General features: G+C 55.0%; 13 protein-coding genes. 10 read left to right on the plus strand and 3 right to left on the minus strand.

The genetic code is table 11. The features are described 5' to 3' along the window. A partial coding sequence (locus tag ACW17M_RS14285) for a DUF4214 domain-containing protein (RefSeq protein ID WP_457547677.1) occupies positions 1-3,867 on the plus strand: 3,867 nt, incomplete at its 5' end. A gap of 191 nt (positions 3,868-4,058) precedes the next feature. On the opposite strand, the gene ACW17M_RS14290 is transcribed toward ACW17M_RS14285, so the two are convergent. Then, positions 4,059-5,239, minus strand: a protein-coding gene (locus ACW17M_RS14290) for an IS3 family transposase (RefSeq protein WP_457547678.1) whose coding sequence is annotated in 2 segments (ribosomal slippage) — positions 4,059-4,915 and positions 4,915-5,239 — 1,182 coding nt in all. Because the reading frame shifts where the segments join, the coding sequence is not laid out codon by codon here. A 207-nt stretch (positions 5,240-5,446) separates the two neighbouring features. Further along, a complete protein-coding gene (locus tag ACW17M_RS14295; RefSeq protein ID WP_457547734.1) occupies positions 5,447-6,301 on the minus strand; it encodes a diguanylate cyclase domain-containing protein in 855 nt (284 codons plus the stop codon). 240 nt (positions 6,302-6,541) lie between these two features. Here ACW17M_RS14295 and ACW17M_RS14300 point away from each other — a divergent pair, with 240 nt between their 5' ends. From ACW17M_RS14300 to ACW17M_RS14340, 9 genes are all read left to right on the plus strand, one after another. Beyond that, positions 6,542-7,456: a cation diffusion facilitator family transporter gene (locus ACW17M_RS14300; RefSeq protein WP_457547679.1), complete on the plus strand. Its 915-nt coding sequence runs from the start codon at positions 6,542-6,544 to the stop codon at positions 7,454-7,456. 101 nt (positions 7,457-7,557) lie between these two features. After that, a complete protein-coding gene (locus ACW17M_RS14305) occupies positions 7,558-8,235 on the plus strand; it encodes a DsbA family protein (protein WP_022521391.1) in 678 nt (225 codons plus the stop codon). 319 nt (positions 8,236-8,554) lie between these two features. Then, positions 8,555-8,722 (plus strand): hypothetical protein, encoded by a 168-nt coding sequence (locus ACW17M_RS14310; RefSeq protein WP_162836275.1) that lies wholly within the window; start codon positions 8,555-8,557, stop codon positions 8,720-8,722. Between the two features lie 170 nt (positions 8,723-8,892). After that, positions 8,893-9,849 (plus strand): SctD/MshK family protein, encoded by a 957-nt coding sequence (locus ACW17M_RS14315; RefSeq protein WP_457547680.1) that lies wholly within the window; start codon positions 8,893-8,895, stop codon positions 9,847-9,849. Between the two features lie 16 nt (positions 9,850-9,865). Next, the gene (locus tag ACW17M_RS14320) at positions 9,866-10,279 is read left to right on the plus strand and encodes a hypothetical protein (protein WP_027958386.1); all 414 of its coding nucleotides are present in this window, start codon (positions 9,866-9,868) and stop codon (positions 10,277-10,279) included. Then, a complete protein-coding gene (gene sctY, locus ACW17M_RS14325; protein ID WP_052475707.1) occupies positions 10,276-10,638 on the plus strand; it encodes a type III secretion apparatus assembly chaperone SctY in 363 nt (120 codons plus the stop codon). The genes ACW17M_RS14320 and sctY overlap by 4 nt, the downstream gene beginning before the upstream one ends. Next, positions 10,635-12,800 carry a type III secretion system export apparatus subunit SctV gene (sctV, locus tag ACW17M_RS14330; RefSeq protein ID WP_041159092.1) on the plus strand — a complete coding sequence of 722 codons (2,166 nt, stop codon included), beginning with the start codon at positions 10,635-10,637 and terminating at the stop codon, positions 12,798-12,800. The genes sctY and sctV overlap by 4 nt, the downstream gene beginning before the upstream one ends. Before the next feature lie 79 nt (positions 12,801-12,879). Continuing rightward, positions 12,880-14,175: a type II and III secretion system protein family protein gene (locus ACW17M_RS14335; RefSeq protein WP_052475706.1), complete on the plus strand. Its 1,296-nt coding sequence runs from the start codon at positions 12,880-12,882 to the stop codon at positions 14,173-14,175. A 17-nt stretch (positions 14,176-14,192) separates the two neighbouring features. After that, complete coding sequence (locus ACW17M_RS14340; RefSeq protein ID WP_051051799.1) at positions 14,193-14,633, plus strand: hypothetical protein; 441 nt, start codon at positions 14,193-14,195, stop codon at positions 14,631-14,633. Positions 14,634-14,638: 5 nt separating this feature from the next. On the opposite strand, the gene ACW17M_RS14345 is transcribed toward ACW17M_RS14340, so the two are convergent. Next, positions 14,639-15,454: a tetratricopeptide repeat protein gene (locus ACW17M_RS14345; protein WP_052475705.1), complete on the minus strand. Its 816-nt coding sequence runs from the start codon at positions 15,452-15,454 to the stop codon at positions 14,639-14,641. Positions 15,455-15,548: the final 94 nt, after the last annotated feature.

The raw sequence follows: 15,548 nt of genomic DNA on the forward strand, positions 1-15,548 counted from the left end.
GATGGCGATAGCCTAACCGTGACCTTAACTGCTTCTGCCGGTACTTTAGCCGCTTCCAGTAGCGGTAGTGTGACCGTCGTGGGCTCTGGCACGGGCGCATTAACTTTGTCGGGCAGTACCGCAGATACCAATGCGTATCTAGATACCATTTCTGCTATTCAATACACCGGTGCCGAAAACGCCAGTGGTGATAATGCTGCTACGTTAAGTCTTAAGGCGAATGACGGCACGGTTGATTCCAGTACGACAGCCGTTAACCTCGATATTACCGCAGTTAACGACGCCCCCACCGTTGCTGGCGCGCCTTCAGATACCACAGTAACCGAGCACACGGCTTCCAATGTTGACTTGTCTTCTGTGACGTTTGCGGATGCTGATGGCGATAGCCTAACCGTGACCTTAACTGCTTCTGCCGGTACTTTAGCCGCTTCCAGTAGCGGTAGTGTGACCGTCGTGGGCTCTGGCACGGGCGCATTAACTTTGTCGGGCAGTACCGCAGATATCAATGCGTATTTAGATACCATTTCTGCTATTCAATACACCGGTGCTGAAAACGCTAGTGGCGATAATGCCGCTACGTTCACCATTAGTGCAGAAGATGTGAACGGTGGGTCACTGGCTGAAAACGTGACTGTTAATCTTGATATTACCGATGTTAATGATGCGCCCACTTACACTGGCAGCGGTCTAAATCCAATGTTTACTGAATTGGATAACGCTCAGATTGATTGGGCGAATTTAGCCATGCTCTTTGGTAATAATACGTTTGACACTATTGAAACCGGGCAAGAGGTTACCCAGGTCACTCTCACGGTGAGCAATGTGTCAGGCACCAGCGATGAAGTCTTAGCTATTAGAACGGGGGCGGACAGTGCCATTGTGATGCCATTGGTCAATGGTCAAAACGGTACTGTTAATACTAGCGAGTTGAACTTCAGCTATGCGGTTGCCGTGGATGACCAAAAAGTGGCAACAGTCGTCATCGACAGCTCTGACATTGCCAATGTTTGGAATAGTTACGCGGATAACCTTTTTTACGCCCACCTGAGTGACAACCCCGTTGCAGGCGACCGCATAGTCACCATTACAGGCGTTAAAGACAATGGTGGTACCGAAAACAGCGGTCAAGATACCACCACAGGTTTAAATGTCTCTTCCACTGTTACCGTTAAGTCGGTCAACGACGCGCCGGTATTGGATGCCAGCAAAGCACCTGAACTAGTGAGTGTGCTGCAAAACCAGGGCGCGCCGGAGGCGGGTTCCTTGGATGGCTCAACGTTGCTCAGCAATATTATTAATTCAACCGGTATCGGCAACTACAGCGATGCCGAAGGTGATGCACCCGGCCTGGCCGTTACCGGCGTTAATGAAAACGGGGCGCTTTATTACACGACTGACGGTGGACAAACGTGGGCTGAACTCACCGGAGCGGTTTCTGACGCTTCCGCACTGCTCTTGGCTGCTAACGACGATACCCGCCTGTATTTCAAACCCGATGCCAGTTACAGCGGTACGCTTAATGGTGCTATCAGCTTTAGAGCCTGGGATGGAACCGGGGGGCACAGCAATGGTGATGCTGGCGTGGCCACCATCGATGCCGGAAATGTGGAGGCTGCCTTTTCCACCGCCAGTGATAGCGTAAGCATCACGATAACAGAACCCAATAAAGCGCCTACCGGCAGTGTCACTATCAGTGGCTCCGCCGAGGAAGGTCAAACACTTACCGCGAGCAGTACCCTGGCCGATCAAGATGGTTTGGGCATTATCAGCTACCAATGGCTGCGTGATGGCAAGGCTATTGATGGTGTAACTGGGGAGACTTATACCCTGTCCCAGGAGGATGTGGGGGCGAAGGTCAGTGTGCAGGCGTCGTATACTGATCAGCGTGGGAAGGAGGAGTCAGTGACCTCTAGCGTCACAAATGTTGTGACGAATGTGAACGATGCACCTACCGGCAGCGTAATGATTGCTGGCACCGTCGAGGAAAACCAGACGTTGACTGCAAGTAGTACCCTAGCCGATGAAGATGGCCTGAGCACGATCAGCTACCAATGGCTACGTGATGGCAGTGTTATTGATAATGCTGTTAGCAACACCTACACCCTGACCCAAGCCGATGTAGGCAGCAAGATTAGCGTGCGGGCTAGCTATACCGATCAGCAGGGCACCGCAGAAGCGGTCGTCTCTTCAGCTACGGCGGCCGTGGCCAATGTCAACGGCGTTCCCACCGGCAGTGTCACCATCAGCGGCGATGCTGCTGAAGACCAGACCCTTACAGCCAGCCATACCTTGGCCGATGAAGATGGCCTGGGCGCGATCAGCTACCAGTGGCTGCGTGATGGCACTGAGATCCTCGGTGCTACTGACGAAACCTATACCCTTACCCAAGAGGATGTTGGTAGCGAAATTAGCGTGCGTGCCAGCTACACTGATCAGCAGGGCACCGAAGAGTTTATAGCGTCGGCAACGACTTCACCTATTAGCGCTAAACTCGAGCAAGATGAAGACGGTGTTCCAGATGCGGATGAAGCGCGCGTACCTTCGCTGGACGGCAATAGCACTGGTGATGGCAATGGCGATGGCATTCCTGATGCTGAGCAAAGCAACATTAGTTCTGTACCGTTTTTATCCACGTCTACGGCTGTTTCCAACCCTGGCGATGCAGCTGAGGCTTTTATTACGCTATCGTCAAATGGCAGCGGAACCTCTGGGAGCGGTGCCGGTACGCTAGCGCTGCGTAATGTTCGCCAGCTTGATGCACCAGATGACCGACCGGACGACCTCAATATGCCGTTTGGTTTAATCGCGTTTGAATCCGATGTGGAAACGGTTGGCGGGTCGAGTGTGTTTTCCTTGTTTGTTGGTGGTGATCTCGATGTCAACGGCTATTGGAAGCAGGATGCCGATGGAGATTGGGTGAATCTGGCCAGCGCTGACTTTGGTGGTAGCCTGACAAGAGAAGGTAATAAAATACGCTTTGATTTTGTGATTGAAGATGGCGGCGAGTTTGATTCAGATGGTGTCGCTAACGGAATTATTGTTGACCCTGGTGCCATTGGCTTCCGCGCACCGGAAACCTCTGAGGAACCAGTGCCGACGCCCGAGCCAACGCCCGATATCGATCCGGACGAATTGCCGGATGAGGAGTTGAACCGTGCACCTGTTGCGAATAACGACGAGTTCTCAGAGCGTTTCGGCTGGTTACTAAGTGGCAACCTGTTTGAGGATAACGGAAATGGTATCGATAAAGATGCTGACAACGACGTTATTTCAATTACGGGCATTGGCGGGCAGGCGGTTGTTTTCGATACTGCCATGGTGCTGACATCTGGCGCTACCGTGACCGTGCAGGAAAACGGTGATTTCCTTTATGATCAGCGAGCAGCATTTGAACCTTCTGACGATAAGGAGCGTTTCAGAGATATCTTTGAATACTCGATTGAAGATACCCATGGTGCCGCAAACACAGCGACAGTCTCTGTTGAGCTAGCCGAGATCCATGATACGGTTGAAATATCGATTCTTCATGCGTTGTATGAAGTGGCATTTGATCGAAAGGCAGATGCCTCAGGACTTGATTACTGGTCCGATGTACGCAAGGAAGGGGTGAGTGTGTTCGATATTGCCGAATTCTTCCTTGAGTCGGAAGAGTTTGTCAGCAACCACGGCAATAGCCTCAGTGATGACGATTACCTCACGATGCTATACGCGAATGCCTTTGATAGAGCCCCGGATGCCAATGGTTTTGAGTACTGGTCGGATATGCTTGAAGAATCAACGGTAGATCATGGCGATGTCATGACCCACTTTGCTTTCTCTGATGAAATGCAGATAAAACACTTGGCAGAAGGCTTTATTTTTGCCTGATATTTGAAAGATGATGGGCGGCCCCCTTTATCCTTGCGAAAGGGGGCCGTTTTTTTATGTCGGGATACATAAAGTACATGACTGAGTAGAAGAACGCGCTAGCGTGTTCGTCACCGTAAGGTGGCGCAGCAAACCGTTGTAGGAAAGCGTGTCAGTATTTGGACTTCCCCCAATAAAATGGACACGCCCCATCAGTTGATTCCTTCGAACTCTAGCGGAGTCCGGTAACCAAGGCCACTGTGCAGCCGTTGGGTATTATAAAAGCCCTCAATATAGGCTTTTATATGTTTCCGTAATTGGCGCATCGTCACGAAGCTGGTGGCGTGCAGCAATTCTCCCTTGAGGGTCTTGAAGAACGATTCAACCTCGGCATTGTCGGTACACTGACCAGGTCGGTTCATGCTGTGTTTTACTTGGTACTGCTTCAGCAGCGCTTGTGTCTTATGAGCTCGGTATTCGATGCCGCGATCCGTATGGAACAACAGACCAGAATCCGGTTTACGGCTTGTGAAGGCCTCCCGCAACGTTGCTCTGGCAAAGTTTGCTCTCAGACTCGCCCCCAAGCGCCAACTGATAATGCGGCGAGAGTACAGGTCCAACACTACCGCCAGGAACACGTACTTCTTGCCAAGCTTGATATACGTGACGTCACTGCTCCACTGCTGGTTTTCCGCAGTCGGTCTCGCTGCCTCAAGTCGATAATTTGGCAGGGCTTTCAGATCATTCCTGAGCTTCCTCAATCGGCGGTACACACGAGCAGAGCGGGCCTTCATGCCCCACTCCCGCATAATTTTCGCGACCCGATTCTCTCCGACCACCAGGCCTTCTCGGCGCAGCGTCTGGTAAACGCGAGGACTACCATAACGGCCTTTACTGTTGTCGTAGATCTTCCTGATCTTCAACAACAAGTCTGCCTTGTCAGTGGCTCTCTTGCTGAGCTCCCGGTTGGCCCAGGCATAGTATCCAGATCGCGACACCTTCAGATGTCTGCACAGCGCTTTTACACTGTAGTCTCGTCGGTGTTTCCAGATGAACCGGAACGCTTCCGTCGTTCCTCGGCCTGAAAACGTTGAAACTTTTTTAGAATGTCGTTTTCCTCCTGAAGCTCCGATATCCGGCGTTTCAGGCGGGCAACCTCATCCTGTTCCTGGATCTTCTTCTTGGCGTCTGCTGGCGCTTTCTTTACCCGTTTCATGGCGAACTTTCCCTCTCGGTATTCCTTACGCCAGCGTGACAGCATGAAAGGGTGAATATCCAGCGCTTCGGCGACGCTTTTCACACTCCGGTGGGCCTGGTGACTCCACTCCACCGCTTTGACCTTGAACTCAGTGCTGTACTGCTGAGTTTTCTTCCCCGTGATCATCTCCGGCATCGTATTTCTCCTCCTGCGGAGTTATCGATGCGTGTCCACTGAACTGGGGGAAGTCCAATTCGGCTTTCCTGTTGGTTATTATTAAGTGTCAGTAAGAGATGCTACCGATACTAAGCAAAGCTTTGCTACAAGAACGATAAGATCACTGATTGTTTGATCAAGCTAACGCATACCAAAGAAACTGGACGGTCTGAGGCTCATCACCCGCTAACGGCTGCGCCTTTTGATCTGATACATATGACTGTCAGCACGGCTCAGCAGGGTATCGGCGTCTTCCCCGTCGGCGGGGTAGCAGGCCACGCCGATGCTGCAGGATGGCATTTTGACCTCGCCGAATTCAGCACCTAGCGGCTCGTTCATGACCGTGAGAATCTGTTCCACCTTTTCTGTCACAGCGTGCGCTGACTTGATGTCCGTTAACAGCACCGTGAATTCATCACCGCCCATGCGGGCCACCGTGTCCGTCTCGCGTACACAGCCTTCCAATCGTCTTGCTACCGTGCAGAGCACCCGGTCACCCGCCGCATGTCCATGAATATCGTTGATGCTTTTGAAGTCGTTAATATCCAGAAATAGCAATGCCAGGTTGTTCTGATAGCGATGGGCCATGCTCAGGCCCAAGGTAAGGCGGTCATAGAAGAGCGCTCGGTTGGTCAACTTTGTCAGTGGATCATGGTGGGCGAGGTAGCGTAACTCTTCCTCGGCCTGCATAAGCGCTGTGACGTTGCGCGCTACACCGACCCGCACTTCCTCTGCTTCGTACCAGCGGGCAGACCACAGGATATGCACGATACCGCCGTCTTTGCGGATATAGCGGTTGCGGTAATCAATATGGGGCTTACCGCTCATCACACGAACAATGGAGTCCCGCGTTGCGGCTAAATCGCCAGGGTGCATGTAGTTCGTGATTAGAGTGCCGATCAACTCTTGAGGAAGGTAACCGAGCAGCGACTCACAGGCATCACTCACGAAGACGATCTGGTTGTCTTTATCGACCACGAAGACGGTGTCCAGCATCAGGTGAATCAGTTTGGGGTAAAGGGCTTGCAGGTCAACGGTCATAGACAAGGGATAATCCGGTTAGCGTTCCTCGACTATAGAGCAATCGCGAAGTGGACGATAAAGAATTCTGGAAATTTTGGGGGAAAGGTCACTCCCGTAATGACAAGCGCGTATCGGCCATCGCCAGGGTAGGCTTTGCCCTCCCGGGGCGAGTGCCAACGGACGACATTCAGGGGTTGAAGCTTTAGTTACTAGAGGTTTTATAGTACCGGGAATGAAAAAACTTAACGAGGTTTATATATGGGACATCATCATGATCATCCCCACATTGATCCTGCCTCTGGCGACCGACGTGTCAGTATTTCCATTTGGGCAAATGGCTTATTAACCATCGCCCAGATCGTCGGCGGTATTATGGCGGGAAGCCTCTCGCTGATCGCTGATGCGCTGCATAATTTTTCTGATATGGCAGCGCTTGTTATTGCCTTTGCTGCGCGCAAGATCGCAAGACGGCCCGCCGATGCGCAAATGACCTTCGGCTATGGCCGAATCGAGATAGTGGCAGCACTGATTAACTACACTACGCTCATTCTCGTTGGCCTCTATCTGATTTACGAAGGCGCCATGCGCATGATTGAACCGCCAGAGATCCAGGGTTGGTTGGTCGTTATCATCGGTGGCGTCGCTCTTGTTGTCGATGCCCTCACCGCCATGCTTACTTGGTCAATGCAAAAAGGTAGCGTCAATATTCGCGCCCTTTTTCTGCATAACCTGTCTGATGCGTTCGCCTCCATCGCTGTGATTATCGGCGGTTCATTAATTCTGCTCTACGACATGCGCTGGGTAGACCCTGCGATTACGATAGGTATTGCGCTGTATATCCTTTACCTCGCCTTTTCGGAGATTGGGGGGCCTATCCGCACACTGATGCTGGGCTCTCCCCCAGATATTAACGGTCAACTCGTCATTGAAGCCGTGCGTGGTGTCGAAAGTGTCCACGATATTCATCATGTGCACCTATGGCAGATGCAGGAAAACATGGCCGCCCTTGACTGCCACGTGGTCATTACGGAAGCAGGCTGGCAGCAGCTTGAGGCAATTAAGACAGAGATCAAAGAGCAGTTAAAAATGCGCTTCAACATTGTCCATTCCAGCTTAGAGTTTGAGCATATTGATCACGCACATCAGGATGCCAACCTCTATGGGCATGAGTAATACACGCTCACGCTGGTATACATAGGCAGTCATTTAGCTTGGTTTGTGCAATCAAATCTTGGCCTAATTTGCCAAATAATCACTGAAATCGAGAGAGAAAAATGTTCAAAAAAGCGACTTTTATGCTTGCGGGTACGTTGATGCTGACAGCTGCCATCGTGGTGGTATTGAAACCTGCACTATTGGACATGCAAGCTGAGGCGGCGAGTGAGGATGCTGGACAGGCCGAGAGCTCCTTGGTGCGTTCACACTCACCGATCCTGGGGCCGCAAGAGGCACCTATAACCATTGTGGAATTTTTCGACCCGGCCTGCGAAGCCTGCCGTGCTTTCTATCCTCTCACCAAAAGTATTCTGGAAACCTATCCTGAGCAAGTGCAGCTAATCGTGCGCTACACACCTTTCCACGGTGAGGTTTCTGATACGGCCATACGCGTGCTGGAAGTCGCTCGACACCAGGACGTATTCGAACCGGTACTCGAAGCTCTGCTCTCTCGTCAGGATCAATGGGCATCTCATGGCCGTTTCGATGAATCAGCTATCTTGGAGATTGCCAGCCAAGCCGGTCTTGACCGAGCTGCCGCTGAGGAGCAACTCAACTCAGCTGAGGTGCAAGCGGTGATTGACCAAGACATGGCAGACGTCAAAACGAATCAGATTCGCCAGACGCCAACCTTTTTTGTCAACGGTGAGCTGCTAGAACCCTTTGGTATGCAGGAGCTGATTGATGTCGTAAAGAGTGAAATCGAGGAGATATCTGAAGAAGCAAAAGCCCAATGAATCAGCGCTGGTTGCTGATAGGGCTTATGAGTTTAAGCCCCGCGCTGGTCGAGGGCGGTTGGCGAGAGCACCTATTTTTGGGGTAAACGCGGCCAAATTGACTGCCCAATCGGCGTTGTATTCGCCACAAGACAATAAGGCAAATCATTCAACTTTCATTTTACTGACATCGCCTCGTCACTTAATACCCGCAATCTGCTTAATGTTGGATCGTCTTCCTCCTTACGAAACAACGTCGAAAGAACGATCGAACGGCTTCAGCTTTGGCGTCATAGGCGCATCATTCGAACGACATCTCTCTGGATTAAGGAGCAGTAAAATGGCCGATACTCCCTCAGTAGACAATGCGGGTGGCGGTGCTGATTCCGCAATCGCCGACATGAAAGCAGTGTTCGATCAGGCGATCGAGAAGTCCGCAGAAATCACCAAAGTCACGACAGAGAAGAAAACCGAGCTCGACGCTACCAAGCAGCGTCCGCAAAACTGATGCTCGGAAGTCGCGGGCGGCGTCAGCCGCTCGCGGCCTTGTTGTCGTTTCCTGTCCACGCATTCCTGGACGGTAGAGATTTCAAAACCTCGCCCGGATGAATGCCCCTGTATCGAGACATTCGACGGAAGAGCCCCTCCAAGCTTCGTACGACACGGCGAGTTAAGTATATGACTTTATTCACCTCAGCTTCAGCGTCGGTACGCGAAGCCGTTACGACGCTCAAGGTTATCGCAGGCTTGCATCGTGGTGCCTCCATTACGCTCACTGAGCCGGTCTGCTGTATCGGTAGCGACGATTCTACTGATGTCATGCTCGGCGATCCGGGCACTGCACCACACCATATTGTGTTGAGATTCTATGGTCGTTATATCGCTATTGAGGCGCTTGGTGGCGACATCACCGTTAATGGTCGTAGTGTCAGCCAAGGCACTGGTTTGCGCTGTGAATTGCCAGCGAAGCTCCATTTCAACGACGTGGCACTCGAGCTTTCACGCCCCCCAGCGCCTGCCATATTCCCTGGGCTGCCGACAGTTCCTGTGCGTTGGCGTAAGTGGCTAAATCGCAGTGCCACGCTTGCCGCACTAGTCGTAACGCTGGGAGTACTGGCTTTCTATGAGTTCATCGATGTCAATCAAGCCGACGCCAACATTGGCTATCATCCAGTCACGGCAATGCTCGATGAGCAGCACATGATGGACACTGCTCAGAGTACTCCCCCAGTGATGGATGAGGTTCGCCCGAGCCCGGTTCAAGCACTGCGTGAGCGCCTGGAGGAAGCCGGGCTTGCATCGCTGGAGGTTGCCGACAGTGGCGACTATATCAGCGTCTCCGGTCACTACGACCCCGACCAGGTGGGCGCTTGGAATGCCACACAGCGTTGGTTCGACCAACATTACGGCAGCCATAATGTATTGCTGAATGAAGTCAAACAGCGCGAGGCCCCGGTTCGACCCGACCTGCAGTTGCAGGCCGTATGGTTAGGCAAGAACCCGTACGTGATCGACGCTCGTGGACAGCGCCTCTATCCAGGCGCGTCGCTGTCGTCTGGCTGGGTTATTTCCGCTATCGAAACGGATCGAGTGCTGTTGAGCCGTGGCGATGACCAGTTCGCCCTGACACTATAATCCGGCGTATATCGCTATGAAGATCACTGATCGTCTTGTTCCAAGGGATCGTTATCACGTCGCTGGCATTGATCCCGTCAAGCCTAGCGTCGTTGAGAAACCGCCGCAGCAGGACGATACGTTCACACACGCTGCCAGCGAAGCCCGGCAACGTGGCTCAAACCGCCCGGCGTGGACTGAGCGCCTCGAAGCACTCGCACGCCCGGAGGCCATTGATCCTGCCAGCTACGCTAACCTTCGCAGCATCGAGCTGCTCCAACACGTAGCTGACAACGTTCTACCTTCGCTGGACGCCGATGATGAGATCATGGCGTTGGCGAAGGAGGTGATCGGTGAAGAGATTGATTGGCGCCAGGCATGGGAAGGGCGGATGAGTGAAGCAAGCGCGCTGCCGCTGGACAACATCGCCGATCAGGAGAGCGTGCCATGAGCGATACCGCTGATCGCGATGCCGTCGACCTACTGCATTTGATGGGACACCTCTATCTCAAAAGTGGTCAGGTACAGCGCGGATTGGTATTGCTGCTTATCGCGACACGCATGGCACCGAATCACACCGGCGTGCTGCAGGCGCTGTGCCAGGGGTTCCTTGCCAGCGGCAACGGTCAGCGTGCGCTCAATGTGCTCGACCGGCTCGAGGCCGCCGGTCAACAGGATAACGCCATGCAACTCTTGCGCAGCCGCGCCCACTGGATTAACGGCGAACGTGATACCGCTCGTCGCCTATGGCGAGAGTATCTCGAGCGGCGGCGTCACCCGGAATCCCGGCAGGGAGAGCCCGTTACATGAATAAGCTCCTCGGCCGTCTCAATACCCTGGCTCGTCAGGCGTCCCAGCGCAGTGACGTGATCATCGCCGTTTTCATGGTGCTTGCAGTAGTGATGATGATCATCCCGCTGCCGACGGCAATGGTCGACACCCTGATTGGTATCAATATCGGTTTCAGCCTTCTGATTCTAGTGGTGGCGTTCTATATCTCGCATCCGGTGGAATTCTCCTCGCTGCCGCCGATCATTCTGCTTGCCACACTGTTCCGGTTGGCGCTGTCGATCTCTACTACCCGACTGATTCTACTAGAGGGTGACGCTGGCCAGATCGTTTCCGCCTTTGGCAATTTCGTTATCGCCGGCGAAGTGGTCATCGGCATGGTGGTCTTCCTGATCATTACGGTGGCCCAGTTTCTGGTGATTACCAAGGGCTCGGAGCGCGTAGCGGAAGTGGCGGCGCGTTTTACTCTTGATGCCATGCCCGGCAAGCAGATGAGCATCGACAACGACATGAGAAACGGCGACATCGAACCCGCTGAAGCCCGTCGCAGACGCTCGCTGCTGGAGAGCGAGAGCCAGCTCTACGGTGCCATGGATGGGGCGATGAAGTTTGTTAAGGGCGATGCCATTGCTGGTTTGGTGATTCTGTTCGTCAATCTTATCGGTGGGCTGTCGATCGGCATGCTCAAGCACGACATGCCCTTCGGCACGGCGGTGGAAACCTATTCGCTGTTGACCGTCGGCGACGGCCTGATCGCACTGATCCCTGCATTACTGATTTCGGTTGGCGCGGGTACCGTGGTGACCCGCGTTAGCTCCGATAACGCCAGCGATTTGGGCAGTGAGATTGTCGGCCAGCTTGGCAGCAACGCCAAGGCACTTGGTTTGACGTCGGCGGTGCTGTTCTGCGCGGCCTTCGTGCCGGGCTTCCCATCGACCGTCTTTCTGACGTTGTCAGCACTGCTGGGCTTAGCTGCCTTTTTCCTGCATCGCCGTCGCCAGACGGCCGATGCCGAGACGGAGCAAGCAGCGCAGTCCGAAGTCATCTCAGCGCCCCCAGCCGCGGAGATCAACGCCGTGAATGAGGCGATGAACGAAGCACCACCGCCCAATGCCGCCGACGATCCACGCCAGTACCGCGTGATGCTCTGCCTGGCTGCAGGGCTTGTCGATAAGTTATCACTCGACTTACTACGTGAAAGCGTTCAGGCCACCCGCGAAGGTGTTGAACGCGATCTGGGAATTGCCATTCCTCAGGTCGGACTACGCCTGGAACCCGCCCTCAGCGACCAGCGCTTCGCCATTGAGCTGGATGAAGTGCCGGTGCTCAACGGTGAACTACCAGACTCTTCAGTACTGCTCGACGACGATGCCGATGTTTTGGAATTGCTTGAGTTGACCGCCTTCACGCAACCAGCGCTCGTTGGCCGCGGCAGTTGGCAATGGCTTCCTGATGAGGCGACTTCAGCGCTGACGGAAGCCGGGATTCGCTATCGCACGCTGGATCAGGTGCTGGAGCGCTGTCTTGAGCGCACGCTAACGCGTTACGCCGGGGAGTTCGTGGGGATTCAAGAGGCGCGTGCCCTGCTTTACAAGATGGAAACACACTATGCCGAGCTGGTGACCGAGGCCGTTCGGGTGGTATCGCTACAGAAAATCGCCGAGATTTTACGTCGCTTGGTCAGTGAGGGCGTTCCGGTTCGAGCCATGCGCACTATTCTTGAAGCCATAGTGGCCTGGGGGCCGCAAGAGTCGAGCAGCGCTCGGCTGAGCGACCGCATACGCCTTGCCATGGCGCGGCAGATCAGTCACCGCCATGCCCGCAGCGATCGGGTTCTGCCTGCCTGGATCGCGACCCGACCGTTGGAAGAGGCCCTGCGTACCGCCCAGCGAAATAGTGAGAACCAGCCCGTCCGTAGCGGCATGCCGGCACCGCTTTCGCGGGCCTTGAACGGCTGGTTCCAGCAGCAACTTGAGGCGCTCGATAGCGACCTTCAGCCAGTGGTGGTGGCGGCCAGCGACGTGCGCGCGGCGCTACAGCAGTGGCTAAAACAGCACGATATCGACCTGCCTGTCATGGCCTGGCAAGAGATCGCACCGGAGTTCAGCCTGCAAGCAATCGCTCAGATACGCCTGCCCAAACCGATCCCACGCCGGGAATCGGAGGCAACCGCCAAGCTGTAACACGCTTGCGAAACAATGACGCCGTGTGTCGATGATTCAACACCCATGCAAATCGCTACAACAGGGATGAAGAATAACCGTGATCAGCATAAAACCCGTCGATAGAAATCCTCCTCAGGCTCTCCGGAATTCGACGCTTTGGGTATGGGCGTTACTGCTGTGGTTCGCGGTAATTCCTGCCAGCGCTGACGTTTCCGTGGACGCTTCCGGAGGTGCGATGACGCTGGAGACCGGGCAGGGGCGTATCCTGCGCTTCGACCAGGACGTTGCGTCGGTGTTCGTCGCTAACCCTGAAGTTGCCGATGTGCAGGTGGTTTCTTCCGGCGTCATCTATCTCTTCGGCAAACAGGCCGGCGACACTAATTTGATTGCGCTGGGGGCCGACGAGCAGAGCCAAGCCTCGTTGCGGCTGCAGATTCGCGACGATAATGCGTTGGCTTCTCAGGCGCTACGGGATATCGACGGTGACAGCCAGATCCACTTGCGTATGGCTGGCAACCAACTGGTGGCTGAGGGCAGCAGCCCCACGGTCGAGAGCGCCATGGCCACGCAATCGACCCTTGATGCCCAAGCGCCGGCCGGCGGTAGCATCAACCGCTCGACTTACGACGGCGCCACTCAGATCAACATTCGGGTGCGCTTCGCCGAAGTCGCCCGGGATGAACTGCTCAGCTATGGAGTCAGTTGGAATACGCTGATCAACAACGGCTCGTTCTCTTTCGGTGTGCTCACCAGCAATATCGCCCCCAATCCTATCGGTGGGGGTACCGATAGCATCGACGGTTTACTCCAGGCGCTACAGCAGAACAATCTGCTGCAGATCCTCGCCGAACCCAACATCACCACCGTCTCAGGGCAGACGGCGAGCTTCCTTGCTGGCGGCGAGATTCCTATACCGGTACCGGTTAACAGCGAACTGGTGGGTATCGAGTACAAACAGTTCGGTGTCTCGCTGCTGAGCACGCCAACGCTACTGCCTAACGGCCGCATCTCGATGGAAGTCCGCCCCGAAGTCAGCAGCATTGCCAGCGATAGTGTCCGTATTGGTGGCTATGACGTTCCGTCGCTTCAAGTTCGGCGCGCCGATACCGTAGTCGAGGTGGGTAGCGGGCAGACCTTTGCTATCGCCGGCCTGTTTCAACGCCAGGCGAGCAACCAGATCGAACGAATCCCGCTCCTCGGTGATATGCCGATTCTGGGCAATCTATTTCGATCACGACGTTTTCAGCGTAACGAGACCGAGCTGGTCATCCTGATCACCCCCTATCTGGTGGCGCCATCCTCCGCGCCGGTACCCAGAATGCCGCTGGATCGGGCACAGGTCAGCCGTAATCCCCAACTCGAAGATGACCCATTCGGATTCTATCTGCAATGAGTAGAGGCAACGTTTGCATGTCGCAGCTATTTACCTATTGGACGCGTACGGCTTCACGCCTTGGGCTCTGTTTGGTGGCGTTGCTGCTGGCCGGCTGCCAGTCCTCGATGGGGCCGATGGGCTGGGATACCGGGTACCGTCAAGTGACGACTGCCGCGGCGACTAACGCCCCCCATGAAGCAACGATCATGCCGCGTCTCTGCCAGGCTGGGCCTGACGATGCAGAGCGAGTCGGGCTGCCACCCGGCTGCGCCAACGACTTCAATCTGCAGCAGATGATCGTTGAGCCACAAGATTTGGTAAGGGGAAGAGCAATGGGGCCCGCCATGGGGGCGCCGGTAGCAGATGCCGCGAATGAGTATCTAAACGGCCGCGAACGTGCCAACCAGCGTCGTTCGCTATTGGAGCAGGAAGCGCGCAATGCCATGGGCACCAACGCCACTACCAGTGATCTGTGACGGTATTAGTTAGAGGCTGATGCCAACCCGAGTGCCCGGGCGCGAGCGGCGGCATCGGGCAGCGTTGCTATGTGCTCGGCACTGGCTATCAGGGAAAGGCGGTTGGCCGCTGATAGGTCGGGGATATCGACTTGCTGTGCCTCATCGCTACGCCCGGCCAGTACCAGCACAAGAATCAGGTTGCGGAAATGGCGTTCCTCTGCCAGCGGGGAGCCCGTAATGCGCTGCATGTTCGCGATGGCCTGGGTATTTTCGCCGGCTAACGCTTCGGCTAGCGCCAGGTTGGCCTGAGCGTCGAGATCACGCGGCTCGAGCGCTACGGCGTTAGCAAACGCACTGGCCGCTCGGGCGGGCTGACCGGCCAGCGCTTGGGCGGCGCCAAGACGGCTCCAGGCTGCCACGCTGTCCAATTCGGGCGCCGCCAGGGAAAGGTTGCGCAGGGCGCTTTCCGGTTGACCTAGGCGCAGTTGGGCCGTCCCGAGGCCGAGTAATGCTGGCGCGAAGTGGATGTCTTCGGCAAGCGCGGCACGAAACGCCTCAGCGGCTGCCTGGGGCTCACCACTGGCAAGCAGTGCATTGCCCAGGCGAACCTGAATATCTGCGGAGGGGCCGTTCTGCTCCAGGGCGCGCTCGTACATCGCGGCGGCGGTCGCATGGTCGCCTTGCTGATCGACATCTTTGGCCAAGTTTAGCAGGCGACCTTCATCGATCTCGACAGGCGTCGCAGCGCAGGCTGACAGTAGCAGGCTCAGTATCAGGCTTGGCCCGGCGACGAACGCAGGTCGGCTCATGCTGGGCAAAAACGTACAAAATTCCTTCATCCGTGACTCAGTCCAGAGGGTTAGGAAATGAAAATCAGTGTACCGGAGAAACCAGGCTTGGGGCAGCAGGGATATGGATGAAGCGTGATGCGTG

The organism is Vreelandella sp. 2A-K22, from assembly GCF_054065485.1.

Bases quoted from the DNA above. Each gene is read 5' to 3' on its own strand.
- ACW17M_RS14295 (WP_457547734.1), bottom strand. From the start codon at position 6,301: ATGACCGTTGACCTGCAAGCCCTTTACCCCAAACTGATTCACCTGATG.
- ACW17M_RS14300 (WP_457547679.1), top strand. From the start codon at position 6,542: ATGGGACATCATCATGATCATCCCCACATTGATCCTGCCTCTGGCGAC.
- ACW17M_RS14305 (WP_022521391.1), top strand. From the start codon at position 7,558: ATGTTCAAAAAAGCGACTTTTATGCTTGCGGGTACGTTGATGCTGACA.
- ACW17M_RS14310 (WP_162836275.1), top strand. From the start codon at position 8,555: ATGGCCGATACTCCCTCAGTAGACAATGCGGGTGGCGGTGCTGATTCC.
- ACW17M_RS14315 (WP_457547680.1), top strand. From the start codon at position 8,893: ATGACTTTATTCACCTCAGCTTCAGCGTCGGTACGCGAAGCCGTTACG.
- ACW17M_RS14320 (WP_027958386.1), top strand. From the start codon at position 9,866: ATGAAGATCACTGATCGTCTTGTTCCAAGGGATCGTTATCACGTCGCT.
- sctY (WP_052475707.1), top strand. From the start codon at position 10,276: ATGAGCGATACCGCTGATCGCGATGCCGTCGACCTACTGCATTTGATG.
- sctV (WP_041159092.1), top strand. From the start codon at position 10,635: ATGAATAAGCTCCTCGGCCGTCTCAATACCCTGGCTCGTCAGGCGTCC.
- ACW17M_RS14340 (WP_051051799.1), top strand. From the start codon at position 14,193: ATGTCGCAGCTATTTACCTATTGGACGCGTACGGCTTCACGCCTTGGG.
- ACW17M_RS14345 (WP_052475705.1), bottom strand. From the start codon at position 15,454: ATGAAGGAATTTTGTACGTTTTTGCCCAGCATGAGCCGACCTGCGTTC.